Genomic DNA, 14,951 nt, shown 5'->3' on the forward strand with positions numbered 1-14,951 from the left:
CACAGCGACCGTAGCACCGCGCCTGACGGGGTAAACCTTACTGTCCTGTCATGTGGGCGGAACCAAGCGGCGCCGTCCGTGTTACAGATAACCGTGTCGCCCCCTCAGCCTGACGGGCTCGATTCGCGTGGGGGAAAACTTGTCCGACAGTTCGCTTCGCGACCGCCTGCGCGCGGCCACCGCCGAGAGCCACGCGACTCTGGACGCCATGGTCGCCGCCTGGAAGATCGAGACGCCGCTGGGCTACGGGGCCTTCCTCTCCGCCTCGGCCATGGCCATCGCGCCGCTGGAACTGGCGCTCGAGCGGGCCGGCGTCTCCGACTGGCTGCCGGACTGGCCCAAGCGTGTGCGCCGCACCGCCCTGGCCCGCGATCTCGCCGCCCTCGGCCTGGAAGCCCCGCCCTTCGCGGCCGCCGTCGTCCCGTCGCCCGACTTCGGAGCCGGCCTGCTCTACACGCTGGAAGGCTCGCGCCTGGGCGCCCGTTTCCTGGCTCGCCAGGTCCGCGCCGCCGGCCACGGCTTGCCGCTGGCCTACCTGACCCAGGGCGAGGGCGACGACCTTTGGCGCACATTCCTGGCCTGGCTGGAGGAACCCAATGTCGGGACGCGGACAGACGAGGTCGAGGCCGGAGCGCGATATGGGTTTCAGTGCTTCTCGGACGCGTTCGAGACGATAGCCCCGCCTGGAGCCCTGCATGTCCGTACTGGCGCCCATGTCCGGGTTTGAAGTCAATCTGACCAATTGCGACCGCGAGCCGATCCACGTCCTCGGCGCGGTTCAGCCGTTCGGCTTCCTGCTGGCGGTCAATTCCGACTGGCTCGTGGTCCACGCCTCGACCACCAGCCTGCGCTATCTGGGCGTGGCCCCGGCCGACCTGGTCGGCAAGCCGCTGACCCAGGTGCTGAGCGGCCACGCCATCCACAACATCCGGGGCCGCCTGCAGATCATGCGCGGCGCCGACGCGGTCGAGCGGATGTTCGGCCAGCCCCTGGCCGATGGCGGCGAGGACTTCGACCTCGCCTTGCACTATTCCGGCCGCCTGCTGATCGTCGAGGGCGAGCCCAGCCATCCCGACACCCTGATCGAGGCCGCCTCGGCCGTGCGCTCGATGACCACGCGGATCGCCGCGCGGCCGACCTTCGAGGAGTTCTGCCACGAGGCCGCCCGCCAGGTCCGCGCCCTGACCGAGTTCGACCGGGTGATGGTCTACCGCTTTGCGCATGACGGCGCGGGCGAGGTGATCGCCGAGTCGGTGCGGCCGGGCATCGGCTCGTTCCTGGGTCAGCGCTATCCCGCCCAGGACATCCCGGTGCAGGCCCGGGCCCTCTACGAGCGCAGCTGGCTGCGGATCATCGCCGACGTCGACGCCGAGGTCTCGCCGATCTTCCCGCCGACCAGCCCCGCCGGCGAGCCCGTCGACCTGTCGATGAGCATGCTGCGGGCCGTCTCGCCGATCCATATCGAATACCTGCGCAACATGGGCGTGGCCGCGTCGCTGTCGATCTCGATCCTGCGCGACGGCAAGCTGTGGGGCCTGTTCGCCTGCCACCACTACGCGCCCAAGCACATCAGCTACGAGCGCCGGACGGCCGCCGAGCTGTTCGGCCAGCTGTTCTCCCTGACCCTGGAGAGCCGCGAGCGCGAGATCGAGACCCGGCGGATGTCCGAGGCGCGCAACCTGCACGACCGGATGATGAATGCGGTGGTGAAGACCAACCAGGGCGCCGACGGTCTCAGCCCCTATCTGGAAGACCTGTGCCGCCTGGTCGGCTGCGACGGCCTGGCCCTGTGGCTGGAAGGCCGCCTGACCCTGCGCGACTCCACGCCAGACGCCAGCGACGTCCACACCCTGGTGCGGGTGCTGCGCGAGAAGGACACCCATTCGGTCTTCGCCACCCACGAGATCGCCAGCCTGCTGCCCTCGGCCGCCGCCTGGTCGGAGAAGGCCGCGGGCATGATGGCCGTGCCGCTGTCGCGCACCCCACGAGACTACTTGATCTTCTTCCGCAAGGAGGAGGCCAAGACGGTGGTCTGGGCCGGCAAGCCGGCCAAGCTGGTGCAGGTCGGACCGCTGGGCGACCGCCTGACCCCGCGCAAGAGCTTCGAGGCTTGGGAAGAGACCGTGCGGGGCCAGAGCCGCCCGTGGACGCCGGTCGAGCGCTCGCTGGCCGAAAGCCTACGCACCAGCCTGCTGGAGATCGTCTTCCGCCTGACGGATCTCGCCGATGAGGAGCGCCAGCGCGCCAACCAGCGCCAAGAACTGCTGATCGCCGAGCTGAACCACCGGGTGCGCAACATCCTGGGCCTGATCCGCGGCCTGATCACCCAGAGCCGGTCCGGCGTCGCCAGTGTCGAAGAGTTCGCCGAGGTGATCGGCGGCCGCGTCCAGGCCCTGGCCCGCGCCCACGACCAGATCACCCGCCACCAGTGGGGCCCGGGCGCGCTCAGCGACCTGATCACCGCCGAGGCCGAGGCCTATCTGTCCGCCAAGGCCGAGCGCGTGCGTCTGAACGGCGCGCCGACCGCCCTGGCCCCGGACGCCTTCTCGATCCTGTCCTTGGTCATCCACGAGCTGATGACCAACTCGGCCAAGTACGGCGCCCTGTGCGACCAGCGCGGCCACGTGGCCATCGACTGGAAGCGCGACGCCAAGGGCGACCTGATCATCGACTGGCGCGAGCGCGACGGTCCGCCCGTCAAGCCGCCGACCCGCCGGGGCTTCGGCTCGACCATCATCGAGCACTCGATCCCGCACGACCTGAACGGCGAGGTGGAGCTGGACTACCGGCCGGAAGGCTTCCAGGCCCGTATCCGCATCCCCGGCCGTTACGTCTCGACCGAGAACGTGACCACGGCCGTGACCCAGCCGCGCCGCTCCGACACCCCGGTGCGCGCGCCCGAGCGGATGCTGGTGGTCGAGGACAACATGATCATCGCGCTGGACCTGGAGGACATGCTCACGCGCCTCGGCGTCAAGCAGATCACCGTCGCGTCCAGCGTCGCCCAGGCCCTTGAAGTGCTGGCCGAGGGCCATCCGCCGTTCGCGATCCTGGACGTCAATCTTGGCCAGGAGACCAGCTTCCCGATCGCCGAGGCGCTGCAGGACGCCGGCGTGCCGTTCGCCTTCGGCACCGGTTTCGGCGACAGCGCCGCGTTCCCGGACCGGTTCAAGGAAACGCCGGTGCTGCAGAAGCCCTACAGCGCCGAGAGCGTGGCGGCGCTGTTCTAGCGATTGCCTCCCTGGCCGCACGCCTTAGGGTGGAGCAGTCTGGGAGGAAGCCGCATGAAACTCGTGATCCTGGGTCTGGCGCTCGCGCTGACGATGTCCGCGCCGGTGGCGGCGCAGAACGAGGGCGTCGAGGAGATCGTCGTCACGGGCTCGCGCCTGACCGAGTACGACCCGATCAAGACGCCCTATGTCGTGCTGCGCACGCGGGCCGACAACATCGTCACCACGGTCCGGGTGATCTGCGACACGCGCGATCTGAGCCAGCGGCGCGAGGAGCTGCGGGCCACCCTGCGCAACATGATCAAGGCCGCGGCGGGGGCGAAGGTCGAGCTGGGCCTGGGCGACGAGGTGATCGGGCGCTTCGACGACACCATGCTGGACGCTGTCATCCAGCCCGACAGGAAGGTCGACACCAGCGTCGCCATCCTGGTCGTGAAGACCCGCATCGCACCGGGCGACACGTTCGACGCCGCGACCGGACGCATCAAGGCCTTCGCCGGGAAGACAGCCAAGGTCGGCCGGACCGAGATCTTGCCCGACGACGAGTGGAACCTGACCCTGATCGGCCCCCAGAAGCGCCGCCCCGAGGTTCTGGACCTGGTCGCCGAGGACGCGCGCGCGACCGCCAAGCGGTTCGGCGACGACTACGCCGTCTCGGTCGAGGGGTTGCAACTGCCGTTGTCCTGGTACCAGTCGGGACCGCTGGAGCTGGCGCTGTACGTCCCTTATCGGCTGACGGTGACGCCGAGACGCCCACTGTAGCCGAAGATCACCCCGATCCACGGGTGGGCGACCAGCACGCGGAAGCGGTAGACGCCATCGCGGGCGAAGGTCCGCGCCCGCACGCGTGGCGCCCAGGCGGCGGGCAGGGGCAGCGGTCCGATCCGCCAGCCCTCGAACATCCACGAGAAGCCGCCCGGATAGTCGGCAGCGTGGAAGCGGAAGGTCAGCGGGCCGGCCGTCTCCTCGAAGGCGTAGGCGTCGTGGCGGACGCGGACGATGCGCGAGCGGAACCGGCGTGTTCCAAACCGTCGGGTCCAGGTCTCGCCCAGCTCGTCTGGCGCGATCGACACCGCCGTCTCGTGGCGGCCGCGCTCGGGCAGGCCTTGCAGCATCCGGACGAGGCGGGCGGGACCGCCGGCGCCGCGTCCACGCGCCCAGCCGGTCAGGCTTCTCGCCGAGCCATCGTGGGCCTGCTGCACGACTTCGGGCAGGGTAACCAGGCGCGGACCGAGCGCGCGAGCGAAGACGCCCTTGGCGCGTGGCGAGGCCATGTCGACGCGGGTGCGGATCGGGAAGGGCGTCAGCGGCGCCAGCAGGTCCTCCAGAGGCAGCAGGTCGACGCAGGACGTCGCGCGCGGTGGTCCCGTCAGCCGATCGTCGAGTAGAGCGCGCAGGATCGCGGCGGCGGGCGAGGCCGGCGTGTTGGGTCCCGCGCCAGCCTCGGCCCATAGGCCCCAACGGGCGCGGATCGTCTGGTGCTGGGCATCCTTGCCGACGGCTTCGACGACCATGCCGCCGCGATCGGTCCCTAAGCGCGCCAAGGCGTCGGCCAGGACGCCCAGGGGTTTGGCGAAGGGCGCGAGATCCCGCACCAGGCCCTTGCGCCGCGCCCAGCCCAGCAGCGCCAGGCCGTGGTGGGCGATCGGCAGCTCAAGCCCGGCCTCGAACCGTCCCACGTGACACGGCTTGTAGCGGCGCGGCAGCAGGTCGAGGTCGGGCGTCTCGGCCAGGGCGACCCAGCGGCGGCCCAGGCCTGGGAAGAGCTCTCTGCGTGAGCCGCTCCAGCCCGGTCGTTGGGTCCAGGCCCCGCCCTCGAACACGCGCACCGGCTGGCCGGTCCACGAGAAGATCGCCGCGATCACCGACGCGCCGCGCGGGGCGTCGGCGCCCGGTGAGATGGCGGTGTTGACCGCGTCGATGCGAGTCCAGTCGGCGGTCAGCCGATCCAAAGCCGCCGTGCTCAGCGCCGGGGTCGAGCTGGCGCCGGTGATCGCCCAGCGGTTCGTGGCCGTGGCGGCCTGGGTCATCGCGTCCGGGAACTGCTCCACGAAAGCGCGGCCGTCGGCGAGGTCGACATAGTGCGCGCCAGAGGCCAGGGCCGCCTTGGCCAGGCGCAGATCGCTGGTCTGGAACGGCCCGGCCGCGTCGACCACGGCGAAGGCGTCCAGGCCTTCGGGCGCATTGCGGTCGAGGGTCATGATCTCGATCGTCGCCGGGCCTTCGAGGCGATCGCGCAGGGCTTCTAGCGGTTCGCGCCGGCGGGCGGCCAACACCAGCACGACGTCCGGCCAGCGGGCGATCATCGCGGCCAGGCGCGCGCCGAACACGCCGCTGGCCCCGACCAGGACGATCCGCCGGCTCATTCGAGGATGAACCGCGCGCGTTGCTCGGCCGTCGGGACCATGCAGCGGTCCTTCTTGCCCATCAGCCGGTAGCGATTGCGGGCAATCCAGTCATAGGCCGCGTCGGTCGGGCCGCGCGGCAGGTGGTCGACGAAGGCGAACCAGCGCCAGGGGGCGTCCAGCCGGCGCAGCAGGGCGCCGATGGCCTCGGTCTTGGCCAGGGCGCGGCCGTGGTCGAGGAACAGGAAGCTCTCGGGCGTCTCGGGATCGATGCCGTGCTTGCGGGCAAGCGCCCGCCCGTAGGCAGACTGAATAGGCGTGAACCGGATCACGCCCTTGCGGTCCAGGCGCAGCACCGCCTGCACCGAGCCCGTGCAGAAATTGCAGACGCCGTCGAACAGCCACAGGCCGTCGGGCGCGTCCTCTTCGATCATCGTCCCTCGCACTCGCGGCGCAGCGCCTTCAGGGAGCTTGGCACGTCCTTGCGCATCATGGCGCTGATCATGCCGCTGGGAACGACGAAGGGGGCGGTGGCCCACATGTCGTAGGTGACCCGGGTGCGTCGGCCGCCGTCCAAGGGTTCCAGCCGCCATGAGCCGTCGCAGGCGCGGATGTCGCCGCCGATGCAGGTGAAGTGGATCTCGCGATCGGGGATCAGCGTCACCCGCGAGGTCGAGCGCATGGTCGGCAGGAAGATGCTCCAGCGGACCGTGTGCTCGCGGATCTCGGTCCCGTCCGGGGCGCGGGAGACCACGCGGCAGCTCTTGACGCCCGGGCTCATGCGGGCGGCGCGATCGCAGTCCAGGATGATGCGGAACACCACGGCCGGCGGAGCGTCGATATCGACATTGGCCCGGACCATGCCGCGACCGTGATTGTCGGCCTGGGCGTCGACCGTGATGCCGTCGCCCTTCGTCTCCCACTCGGCATCGGCCCGGGCGGGACCCGCCAGGGCGATCAGGAGCAGGAAGGGAACGAGCCGACGCATCACACTCAAGCTAACGCAGCCGGCTTGCTATTCGTTACGCCCCGGCTCTGTTTTTTACGAGATCATCGACCACCGACGGATCTGCGAGCGTCGAGGTGTCGCCCAGGCTGCCCAGCTCGTTCTCGGCGATCTTGCGCAGGATACGGCGCATGATCTTGCCCGAGCGGGTCTTGGGCAGGCCCGGCGCCCACTGCAGGACATCGGGCGCGGCGAACGGGCCGATTTCATGGCGGACCCACAGGATCAGGTCCTTGCGCAGCTGGTCCGTGGCTTCGACGCCGGCCTTCAAGGTCACATAGGCGTAGACGCCCTGGCCCTTGATGTCGTGGGGGTAGCCGACCACTGCAGCTTCGGCGACGGTCTCGTGGGCGACGAGGGCGCTCTCGATCTCGGCGGTGCCCAGGCGGTGGCCCGAGACGTTGATCACGTCATCGACCCGGCCGGTGATCCAGTAGTAGCCGTCGGCGTCGCGGCGGCAGCCGTCGCCGGTGAAGTACTTGCCGGGATAGGTCGAGAAATAGGTCTCGAAGAACCGGCCATGGTCGCCATAGACCGTCCGCATCTGGCCCGGCCAGCTGTCGGTCAGGACGAGATTGCCCTCGGTCGCGCCGTCCAGGACCTTGCCTTCGGCGTCCACCAACTGCGGCTTGACGCCCGGCAGCGGCTTGGAGGCCGAGCCCGGCTTCAGGGCGGTGGCGCCCGGCAGAGGGGTGATCAGCATGCCGCCGGTCTCGGTCTGCCACCAGGTGTCGACGATCGGGAGGCGCTCCTTGCCGACCACGCGGTGGTACCAAAGCCAGGCTTCCGGATTGATCGGTTCGCCGACGCTGCCGAGGATGCGCAGGGACGACAGATCGTTCTTGGTCACGTGCTCGTCGCCCTCGCGCATCAGGGCGCGCAGGGCCGTCGGGGCGGTGTAGAAGATCTCGACCTTGTGCTTGTCGACCACCTCCCAGAAGCGGCTGGGGGTCGGATAGTTGGGCACGCCTTCGAAGATCAGGCTGGTCCCGCCATTGGCCAGCGGGCCGTAGACGACATAGCTGTGGCCGGTGACCCAGCCGACGTCGGCGGTGCACCAGAACACTTCGCCGGGGCGGTAGTCGAACACCGCCCAGAAGGTCCACGAGGCCCAGGCCAGATAGCCACCGGTGGTGTGCAGCACGCCCTTCGGCTTTCCCGTTGAGCCCGAGGTGTAGAGGATGAACAGCGGGTCCTCGGCGTTCATCGGCTCAGGCTCGCACTCCGGCGAGGCGGCGTCGCGGACGTCGTTCCAGACCACGTCACGGCCCTCGACGACGGGGACCTCGGCGCCGGTCCAGCGGATCAGCAGCACCTTGTCGACTTCCGGGCACTGCAGCAGGGCCTCGTCGACATTGGCCTTCAGCGACACGCGCTTGCCGCCGCGGCGACCCTGGTCGGCGGTGATAACGATCCGGGACTCGCAGTCCTGGATGCGGCCGGCGATGCTGTCGGGCGAGAAGCCGCCGAACACCACCGAGTGCACCGCGCCGATGCGAGCGCAAGCCAGCATGGCGGCGGCGGCCAGCGGGACCATCGGCAGATAGATCGTGACCCGGTCGCCCTTCTTGACGCCCAGGTCCTTGAGGACGTTGGCCATGCGGCAAACCTCCTCGTGCAGCTGGCCATAGGTCAGCGTGCTGGAGGTCCCGGGCTCGTCACCCTCGAAGATCAGGGCGACGTCGTCGGTCTTGGCCGGCAGGTGGCGGTCCAGGCAGTTGGCCGAGACGTTGAGGACGCCGTCCTCGTACCAGCGGATATGGAAGTTGTCCTTGGCGTAGGAGACGTCCTTGATCTTGGTCGGCGGCGTGATCCAGTCGAGGCGGGCGGCGATGTCGCGCCAGTAGCCTTCCGGATCGGCTTCGACGCGCGCCAAGGCGGCGTCATAGGCGGCGGCGTCGATATGCGCCTTCTCCACCAGATCCTGAGGAACCGGGAAAACCTGTCCGTCGCTCACGCCGCCTACTCCCTTGGTCTTGTTGCGGCGGAGTTATGCGCGGGCCGGGGGAAGGCGCAAGCAGACCAATGCGGTTTCTTGCGTTGGCGCAAGGCGAGGTCCAATTGAAGGGGGTAGTCCTAGGAGTTTCCCCATGCTGCTTGCCCTGTCCACCTGGTCCGAGATCGAAGCGCGCATCAAGACCAGCCAGGCCGTGGTCGTGCCAATCGGCTCCAATGAGCAGCACGGACCGACGGGCCTGCTGGGCACCGACTGGCTGTGTCCGGAGATCATCGCCCACGAGGCCAGCAGGCGCGCCGGCGACAGGATCCTTGTGGCCCCGACCTTCAACATCGGCATGGCCCAGCACCACCTGGCCTTCCCGGGCACCATCTTCCTGCGGCCCTCGACCTTCATCGCCGCGATCGGCGATTGGGTGCGATCGCTCTCGGCCCACGGCTTCACGCGGATCTACTTCCTGAACGGCCACGGCGGCAATGTCGCCTCGATCGAGGCGGCGTTCTCGGAAATCTATGCCGACTACAGCTTCCGCCAGCAGCGCGCGCCGTTCGCCCTGAAGCTGAAGAACTGGTGGGACCTGGCCGGCGTCAACGCCCTGGCCAACCGCCAATTCCCCGTCGGCCACGGCAGCCACGCGACCCCGTCCGAGATCGCCGTGACCCAATGGGCCTATCCGGAAACGATCAAGACCACGGCCTATGAGCCGCAGATCGCGCCGTCGGGTCCGATCCGCGAGGCCCTGGACTTCCGCGCCCGCTACGCCGACGGCCGCATGGGCTCGGACCCGGCCCAGGCCACGCCCGAAAAGGGCGGCGAGCTCGTGAACATGGCCGCCAACGCCCTGCTGGAAGACATCGCCGCGTTCGGGGCCGAGAAGGCGCCGGCCTAGGCTTCGACCGCCCGGCGTTCCAGCGCCGGCTGGCCGTGGCGGGTAGCCATGATCTCGCCGATCACCGCTACGGCGACCTCGAACGGGGCCTTGCCGCCCAGGTCCAGGCCGATCGGGGCGCGTAGCTTGGCGAGGTCGCGGTCGGTGAGGCCGGCCGCCTTCAGCCGCGCCAGCCGCTCCGGCAGTCGCCGCCTTGCGCCCAGCAGGCCGACATAGGGCGCAGGCGAGGGCAGGGCGGCCATCAGCGCAGCGTGGTCGACTTCCATGTCGTGGCCGCAGACGGCGACGGCGGTCCAGGCGTCCAGGGCGATGCCGGCCAGCGCCGCCTCGGGCGTCTCGCGGCTGTAGGCGACCCCGGCCAGGGGCGGCGGCGCGGCCGGGCCCTTGGGGCGGACCAAGAAGGTCTCGAAGCCCGACTGCGCGCCGAGACTGGCAACGGCCAGCGCCGTCGGGTCGCCCCCCAGCACCACCAGGCGCGGCGGCGGGTCATAAGCGCGCTCGAAGGCGCCCGGCCACGGGGCCTGTGGCTCCTCGACACATAGGCGCTTGAGGCCGTCGGTGACCCAGAAGGCGGGCGCGCGGGCCTCGGCCAGGTCCAGCAGGGTGCGGACGGCCGGGTCGTCGGGTTCGATCTTCTCGACAAGGATCTCGATCCGCGCGCCGCACAGCAGGCGGATGTCGGGCCAGGGGCTGCCCTCGCCATAGACGAGGCGGCGCGGCTGGCCGTCCTCCAGGCAAGCTTCGGCATGGACCTCGACATCGGCCTCGATGCAGCCGCCCGACAAAAATCCCGAAACAATATTTTCGCCGAACACCATTTGCGCGCCGACCGGACGCGGTCCGCCGCCGGAGAGGGCGACGATGGTAGCCAGGGCTGCGGGGCCCCGTAAAAGCGTGGCGGACAAGGCCGGGCGGGCGTCGTCGGCCATGCCGTGCATGGGCCAGGCATCGTCTGAGCGGTCGGTCATCATCATGCCGACGTTAACGCCTCCGCAAGTTTCCAGAAACCTGATGTTCAAACCTTGGCGCGTACCGTTCGCATCTGTTTGATGTTTTCGCGCACGGATGGCGATGTCCATTTCGGTCACAAAACTCGGTTTGGCTGCGGCCCAGTTCGGTCTCGACGGCGGAAGCTCGTCGGCGCCGCGCGGTCGTTCGCCTGAAGCCGAAGCGCGCGACATCCTCAACATCGCCGCCCGCGCCCGCCTGTCGGTGCTGGACGCCTCGGGTCTGTTCGGCCGCGCCGAAACCCTGCTGGGCGACCTGATCCCGCGTCCGGTGCCGTTCCGCGTCTGCCTGGCCACGGCCCGCGCCGATCGCGGTCCCGATTTCGTCGAGGCCGAAGCCCGCGCCGCCCTGCGCCGCATCGGCGTCGAGCGCGCTGATTCGATCATCGTCCATTCGCCCTCGGAACTGTGCGGCCCGCACGGCGCGGCCCTGTGGGACCGCCTGCACCGCCTGAAGGACCAGGGCCTGTTCGCCAAGGTTGGCGTCGCGGCCCACGCCACCGACGATCCGGTCGGCGTCGCCAAGCGCTTCAAGCCCGACATCCTGCAAGCCCCGGCTTCCTTGCTCGACCAGCGCCTGCTGGCCGACGGCTCGCTGCAACGCATCGCCGGCATGGGCGTCGAGGTGCACCTGCGCTCGATCTTCCTGAACGGCCTGCTGTTCCTGCCGCCCGACCGCGTGCCGGCCCAGCTGAAGGGCGCCTCGGGCCGTCTGTCGCGCGTGCGCCGGATGATCGCCGAGGGCCGCTCGGATCCGCTTCAAGCGGCTTTGGGCTTCGCTCTGTCGCGCCCGGAAGGCTCGGCCGTGCTGGTCGGCGTCAACTCGGCCGCCGAGCTGTCGGCCGTGGTCGCCGCCGCTTCGAGCCCGCCGCCGGACCTCGACTGGGACGAGATGGCCATCGACGATCCGGTCGCGCTCGACCCGCGACGTTGGGTCGCCTGATCTAAACCTGGAATCACCAGCGACACTGTGACGGTCGACAGGCCGCGCTTTCTTGCGCGCCGATTAAGCTTGTCGATTAAGGTCCTGTAAGCTTCTGATTCACTTGAGTTTTATCTGTCTGGTCTAGCTTATCCGCAAGATAGGGAGACGCGTCATGATCCTTGCCGTCCTGCAAGCCCGCATGGGTTCGTCCCGGTTGCCGGGCAAGTCGATGGCCACCCTGCAGGGTGAGCCGATGATCATGCGCCAGCTGGAGCGCCTGCGCGGCGCGCGCTGCCTCTCCAAGATCATCGTGGCGACCAGCAACGAAGCGGTCGACGACGCCCTGGCCGGGTTCCTGGTCTCGCGCGGCCACACCGTCCATCGCGGGGCCGGCGCCGACATTCTCGCGAGGATCGCCCGCTGCGCCGAGGCGATCAGCTCGGTCACCCATGTGGTCCGCCTGAAGGGCGACGCGCCGTTCATGGACCCTGGTGTCATCGACGACGCCGTCCGCATGGCCCTGGCCAGCGGCGCCGACTACACCTCCAACCGCGTGCATCGCACCTTCCCGGCCGGTCTAGAGGTCGAGGTGATCAAGGCCAGCGTGCTGCGCGAGGCCGCCGCCGAGGAGCGCGACCCGCAGGCCCGCATCTCGCCGACCGCCGCCATCCGCAACCAGCCCCAGCGCTGGAGCCAGGCCCACCTGAAGGCCGCCCGCGACTGGTCGCGGTTCGACTGGCGGGTGAAGACCGCCGCCGATCTCGCCTTCGCCCGCTCGGTCTACGACGCCCTGCACCCGGTGGACCCGGACTTCCGGATGACGGACGTGCTGGACATGGTCGAGAGCCGCCTGGACATCGCCCGCTTCGCGGCCTGATCCCACGCTCAGAATAAAAGAAGGGCGCCGTGCGAAGCCGCGCGGCGCCCTTCTGCTGTCTGGTTACTTCCAAGCCCCGTACGGATCGACCGAGCTCTTGCCCAGCGCCTCGGCCACGGCCGGGTGGGTGAGTTCGCCCTTCAGGACGTTGAGACCACGCGCCAGGTGGACGTTGGTCTTCAGCGCGTCCAGGCCCTTGTCGGCCAGCGATAGGCCGAACGGCAGGGTGGCGTTGCCCAGGGCTTCGGACGAGGTGCGCGGGGCCGCGCCCGGCATGTTGGCCACGCAGTAGTGGACGACGCCGTCGACCGTGTAGGTCGGCTCGGCGTGGGTGGTCGGCTTGCTGGTCTCGAAGCAGCCGCCCTGGTCGATCGAGACGTCCACGAGGACCGAACCCGGCTTCATCTGCTTCAGGTGCTCGCGACGCACCAGCTTCGGCGCGGCCGCGCCGGCGGTCAGCACCGCGCCGATGATCACGTCGGCCTTGAGGATCTCTTCCTCGACCGCCGCGAAGGTCGAATAGCGGGTCAGAATGCGGCCCTGATAGAGGTCGTCCAGCTCGCGCATGCGCGGGATCGAGCGTTCCAGCACCACGACCTCGGCGCCCAGGCCGGCGGCCATGCGGGCGGCGTTGGAGCCGACCACGCCGCCGCCGAGGACGACGACACGCGCCGGCGGCACGCCGGGCACGCCGCAGAGCAGCAGGCCCATGCCGCCATTGTGCTTGAGCAGGGTCTCGGCCGCCGAGAACACGGCGATCCGGCCGGCCACTTCCGACATCGGGGCCAGCAGCGGCAGGCCGCCCTTGGCGTCCGTGACGGTCTCATAGGCGATGGCCGCGCAGCCACTCTTCAGCAGGCCTTCGGTCTGGGCGGGATCGGGCGCCAGGTGCAGGTAGGTGAAGAGGATGTGGCGCGGCTCGAGCTTCTCCCACTCGACCTTCTGCGGTTCCTTGACCTTCACGATCATGTCCGCGCCGGCGAACACCGCGTCGGCGTCCGGAGCGATGGTCGCGCCCGCTTTCACATAGACATCGTCGGCATAGCCGGCGCCCAGGCCCGCGCCCGACTGGACGAGGACGGTGTGGCCGTGGCCGACATATTCACGGACGGCCGTGGGGGTCAGGCCGACCCGGTGTTCACCCGGTTTGATCTCGGAAGGGACGCCTACGCGCATGATGCTTTCCTCCAAAAGCGATTTGACGCCGGTTTACGCCTCGCAGCCTGCAGGTTCCTTGGGTATTTCGTGCGACACAAAACGTGTTATGCAGGAATCCTGCGCAATAGGGGCGTTCTGGTGAAGAAACCTCCCGTCGACCTCGACAGCTTCGACCGGAAGCTCCTCCACCTGCTGCAGCGGCGGGGCCGCGCCAGCTATGTGGAAATGGGCGAGGCGGTGAATCTTTCCGAGTCCGCGTGCCTTCGTCGCGTGCGGGCGCTGGAGGAGGCCGGGGTCATCGGCCGCTACGCCGCCGTGATCGACGAGCGGGCCGTGGGCCTGCCGCTCAGCGTCTTCGTCACCGTCACCCTGTCTTCCCAGGCCGAGAGCGCGCTGAGCGCCTTCGAGAAGGCGGTGACCAATGTCCGCGAGGTGGCCGAGTGCTACCTGATGACCGGCGGTTCGGATTACCTGCTGCGGCTGGTGGTGCGCGACGTCGACGACCTGGAACGGGTCCACGCCCAGGAGCTGACCCGCATTCCCGGCGTGGTCCGCGTCAGCAGCAGTATCGCCATGCGGACTGTCGTTAAGCGCGTCGAACTGCCGCTTTGAGATATCGCAATGCTGTTAAGCCCGGTTAACCTAAATCGGGTATGCTCCCCGCCGACATCAAACCGCGTCGGGGGACGAGATGGTTTCGAGACGACTTCTGCTGGGGGCCCTGGCGGGTCTGGCCGCGCCGGCCATCGCTTTCGCAGAGGGTGACGGCCCCGCGCCGACCATCCTGACCAAGAAGGGCCGCCGCACGCGCTCGGCCCTCAAGCACCAGACCTCCGACAAGGCCGCGCTGGACAAGGCCCTGGCCAACGTCAAGCCGCTGGAGGCCGAGCCGGCTCACGCTCCGGCCGCCGCCGAGCCCGCCCAGGAGGTCGCGCCCGAAGAGGCCCTGGGCCGTCTGAAGCACGGCAACGCCATCTTCGCCCGGGGCGGCGCCAACCTGATGCTGCCGACCCTGGCGCGGGTCAGCGAGCTCTCCAAGGGCCAGAAGCCGTTCGCGGTGATCATCGGCTGCGCCGACAGCCGCACCGCGCCGGAGCTGATCTTCGACTGCAATCTGGGTGAGCTGTTCGTCGTCCGCGTGGCGGGCTCTACCGTCAGCCGAGAAGGCCTGGGCTCGATCGTCTACGCCGTCGAGCACCTGGGCGCGCCGCTGATCGTCGTGCTGGGCCACACCAAGTGCGGCGCGGTCGGCGCGGCGGTGGACGTGGCGACCAAGCACGCCAATCTGCACGGGGCGCTGTACGAGATGGTGCTGCCGATCATCCCGGCGGTGCTGGAGGCTCAGGAGAAGCACCCGGCCGACCTGCAGGACGCCGCCATCCACCAGAACGTCCGCGACATCGCCGGCCGCCTGAAGGTCGCCGACGGCGTCCTGGCCGAGCGCATCGAGGAAGGCCGCCTTAAGGTCGTCTCGGCCTGCTACGACCTGGCGACGGGCGTGGTGTCGTTCGACGCCTGATCAAGCTTAAGTATTCAGCGTAACACTGTCATTCGACT

The 14,951-nt window shown here is 69.3% G+C and carries 14 protein-coding genes; 8 read left to right on the forward strand and 6 right to left on the reverse strand.

The window, feature by feature from the left end; genetic code table 11:
* Positions 1 to 139 precede the first annotated feature (139 nt).
* Genes AC07NI_RS14840 through AC07NI_RS14850 form a run of 3 tightly spaced genes read left to right on the forward strand, consistent with a single transcriptional unit; the run spans position 140 to position 3,992 of the window.
* Complete coding sequence (locus AC07NI_RS14840; protein WP_494620343.1) at positions 140 to 727, forward strand: biliverdin-producing heme oxygenase; 588 nt, start codon at positions 140 to 142, stop codon at positions 725 to 727.
* Positions 696 to 3,230 (forward strand): HWE histidine kinase domain-containing protein, encoded by a 2,535-nt coding sequence (locus AC07NI_RS14845; RefSeq protein ID WP_494620345.1) that lies wholly within the window; start codon positions 696 to 698, stop codon positions 3,228 to 3,230. Before AC07NI_RS14840 ends, AC07NI_RS14845 begins: the two co-directional genes overlap by 32 nt.
* 54 nt (positions 3,231 to 3,284) lie before the next feature.
* Positions 3,285 to 3,992, forward strand: a complete 708-nt coding sequence (locus AC07NI_RS14850; protein WP_494620347.1) for a hypothetical protein — start codon at positions 3,285 to 3,287, stop codon at positions 3,990 to 3,992.
* Here AC07NI_RS14850 and AC07NI_RS14855 read toward each other — a convergent pair.
* Genes AC07NI_RS14855 through acs form a run of 4 tightly spaced genes read right to left on the reverse strand, consistent with a single transcriptional unit; the run spans position 3,956 to position 8,538 of the window.
* Positions 3,956 to 5,596, reverse strand: a complete 1,641-nt coding sequence (locus tag AC07NI_RS14855; RefSeq protein ID WP_494620349.1) for a DUF4166 domain-containing protein — start codon at positions 5,594 to 5,596, stop codon at positions 3,956 to 3,958. The genes AC07NI_RS14850 and AC07NI_RS14855 overlap by 37 nt on opposite strands.
* Positions 5,593 to 6,009, reverse strand: a complete 417-nt coding sequence (locus tag AC07NI_RS14860; protein WP_494620351.1) for a thiol-disulfide oxidoreductase DCC family protein — start codon at positions 6,007 to 6,009, stop codon at positions 5,593 to 5,595. Before AC07NI_RS14860 ends, AC07NI_RS14855 begins: the two co-directional genes overlap by 4 nt.
* A complete protein-coding gene (locus tag AC07NI_RS14865; RefSeq protein WP_494620353.1) occupies positions 6,006 to 6,563 on the reverse strand; it encodes an SRPBCC family protein in 558 nt (185 codons plus the stop codon). The genes AC07NI_RS14860 and AC07NI_RS14865 overlap by 4 nt, the downstream gene beginning before the upstream one ends.
* A gap of 34 nt (positions 6,564 to 6,597) precedes the next feature.
* The gene (acs, locus tag AC07NI_RS14870) at positions 6,598 to 8,538 is read right to left on the reverse strand and encodes an acetate--CoA ligase (RefSeq protein ID WP_494620355.1); all 1,941 of its coding nucleotides are present in this window, start codon (positions 8,536 to 8,538) and stop codon (positions 6,598 to 6,600) included.
* Between the two features lie 133 nt (positions 8,539 to 8,671).
* On the opposite strand from acs, the gene AC07NI_RS14875 reads away from it, so the two are divergent.
* A complete protein-coding gene (locus AC07NI_RS14875; protein ID WP_494620358.1) occupies positions 8,672 to 9,427 on the forward strand; it encodes a creatininase family protein in 756 nt (251 codons plus the stop codon).
* On the opposite strand, the gene AC07NI_RS14880 is transcribed toward AC07NI_RS14875, so the two are convergent.
* Positions 9,424 to 10,506 carry an XdhC family protein gene (locus AC07NI_RS14880; RefSeq protein WP_494620362.1) on the reverse strand — a complete coding sequence of 361 codons (1,083 nt, stop codon included), beginning with the start codon at positions 10,504 to 10,506 and terminating at the stop codon, positions 9,424 to 9,426. The genes AC07NI_RS14875 and AC07NI_RS14880 overlap by 4 nt on opposite strands.
* Between AC07NI_RS14880 and AC07NI_RS14885 the strand changes: the two genes are divergently transcribed.
* Both AC07NI_RS14885 and AC07NI_RS14890 read left to right on the forward strand, forming a co-directional pair.
* Positions 10,499 to 11,377: a bifunctional regulator KidO gene (locus AC07NI_RS14885; RefSeq protein ID WP_494620367.1), complete on the forward strand. Its 879-nt coding sequence runs from the start codon at positions 10,499 to 10,501 to the stop codon at positions 11,375 to 11,377. The genes AC07NI_RS14880 and AC07NI_RS14885 overlap by 8 nt on opposite strands.
* 154 nt (positions 11,378 to 11,531) lie before the next feature.
* Complete coding sequence (locus tag AC07NI_RS14890; protein ID WP_494620372.1) at positions 11,532 to 12,236, forward strand: glycosyltransferase family protein; 705 nt, start codon at positions 11,532 to 11,534, stop codon at positions 12,234 to 12,236.
* Between the two features lie 63 nt (positions 12,237 to 12,299).
* Here AC07NI_RS14890 and ald read toward each other — a convergent pair whose 3' ends face one another.
* Positions 12,300 to 13,412, reverse strand: coding sequence for an alanine dehydrogenase (ald, locus tag AC07NI_RS14895; protein WP_494620374.1), 1,113 nt, complete (start codon positions 13,410 to 13,412; stop codon positions 12,300 to 12,302).
* 120 nt (positions 13,413 to 13,532) lie between these two features.
* Here ald and AC07NI_RS14900 point away from each other — a divergent pair, with 120 nt between their 5' ends.
* Positions 13,533 to 14,006 (forward strand): Lrp/AsnC family transcriptional regulator, encoded by a 474-nt coding sequence (locus tag AC07NI_RS14900; RefSeq protein WP_494620377.1) that lies wholly within the window; start codon positions 13,533 to 13,535, stop codon positions 14,004 to 14,006.
* A gap of 79 nt (positions 14,007 to 14,085) precedes the next feature.
* A complete protein-coding gene (locus tag AC07NI_RS14905; protein ID WP_494620379.1) occupies positions 14,086 to 14,913 on the forward strand; it encodes a carbonic anhydrase in 828 nt (275 codons plus the stop codon).
* Positions 14,914 to 14,951: the final 38 nt, after the last annotated feature.

It is taken from the genome of Caulobacter sp. GW821-FHT10E02 (assembly GCF_059415225.1).

Excerpts from the sequence above, each read along its gene's own strand:
- AC07NI_RS14845 (WP_494620345.1), top strand. The coding sequence starts at position 696 with ATGTCCGTACTGGCGCCCATGTCCGGGTTTGAAGTCAATCTGACCAAT.
- AC07NI_RS14850 (WP_494620347.1), top strand. The coding sequence starts at position 3,285 with ATGAAACTCGTGATCCTGGGTCTGGCGCTCGCGCTGACGATGTCCGCG.
- AC07NI_RS14855 (WP_494620349.1), bottom strand. The coding sequence starts at position 5,596 with ATGAGCCGGCGGATCGTCCTGGTCGGGGCCAGCGGCGTGTTCGGCGCG.
- AC07NI_RS14860 (WP_494620351.1), bottom strand. The coding sequence starts at position 6,009 with ATGATCGAAGAGGACGCGCCCGACGGCCTGTGGCTGTTCGACGGCGTC.
- AC07NI_RS14865 (WP_494620353.1), bottom strand. The coding sequence starts at position 6,563 with ATGCGTCGGCTCGTTCCCTTCCTGCTCCTGATCGCCCTGGCGGGTCCC.
- AC07NI_RS14875 (WP_494620358.1), top strand. The coding sequence starts at position 8,672 with ATGCTGCTTGCCCTGTCCACCTGGTCCGAGATCGAAGCGCGCATCAAG.
- AC07NI_RS14885 (WP_494620367.1), top strand. The coding sequence starts at position 10,499 with ATGTCCATTTCGGTCACAAAACTCGGTTTGGCTGCGGCCCAGTTCGGT.
- AC07NI_RS14880 (WP_494620362.1), bottom strand. The coding sequence starts at position 10,506 with ATGGACATCGCCATCCGTGCGCGAAAACATCAAACAGATGCGAACGGT.
- AC07NI_RS14890 (WP_494620372.1), top strand. The coding sequence starts at position 11,532 with ATGATCCTTGCCGTCCTGCAAGCCCGCATGGGTTCGTCCCGGTTGCCG.
- ald (WP_494620374.1), bottom strand. The coding sequence starts at position 13,412 with ATGCGCGTAGGCGTCCCTTCCGAGATCAAACCGGGTGAACACCGGGTC.
- AC07NI_RS14905 (WP_494620379.1), top strand. The coding sequence starts at position 14,086 with ATGGTTTCGAGACGACTTCTGCTGGGGGCCCTGGCGGGTCTGGCCGCG.